Below are 465 nucleotides of genomic sequence, written 5' to 3'. Positions count from 1 at the left end.
GAGAGTTTGGTACCGCCGCCACCATGGAGTTTGGGCTGAGCTGGCTTTTTCTTGTGGCTATTTTAAAAGGTGTCCAGTGTGAAGTGCAGCTGGTGGAAAGCGGCGGAGGCCTGATCCAGCCTGGCGGCAGCCTGAGACTGAGCTGTGCCGCCAGCGGCTTCACCGTGTCCTCGAACTACATGAGCTGGGTCCGCCAGGCCCCTGGCAAGGGACTGGAATGGGTGTGCGTGATCTACAGCGGCGGCAGCACCTACTACGCCGACAGCGTGAAGGGCCGGTTCACCTGCAGCCGGGACAACAGCAAGAACACCCTGTACCTGCAGATGAACAGCCTGCGGGCCGAGGATACCGCAGTTTACTACTGTGCGAGAGACACAGTGGTAGTACTCCACTGTCTGGGTGTACAAAAACCTCCCTGCACGCCTCTCTAACCTCACAATTCTGTGCCAATGAGACCAAACTCTC

General features: G+C 58.3%; 1 protein-coding gene. It reads left to right on the top strand.

Annotated elements, in window-relative coordinates:
* The coding region (locus tag OO306_RS28155; protein WP_265970398.1) for an immunoglobulin heavy chain variable domain-containing protein at window positions 1-431 on the top strand (431 nt) is incomplete at its 5' end.
* Window positions 432-465: the final 34 nt, after the last annotated feature.

The organism is Pseudomonas sp. DCB_AW (genome assembly GCF_026240895.1).
In the GTDB taxonomy this organism is placed as follows: Bacteria; Pseudomonadota; Gammaproteobacteria; order Pseudomonadales; family Pseudomonadaceae; genus Aquipseudomonas; species Aquipseudomonas kermanshahensis.
The sequence above is the reverse complement of the archived record's forward strand: the minus strand, read 5'-3'. Positions and strand labels throughout refer to the sequence as shown.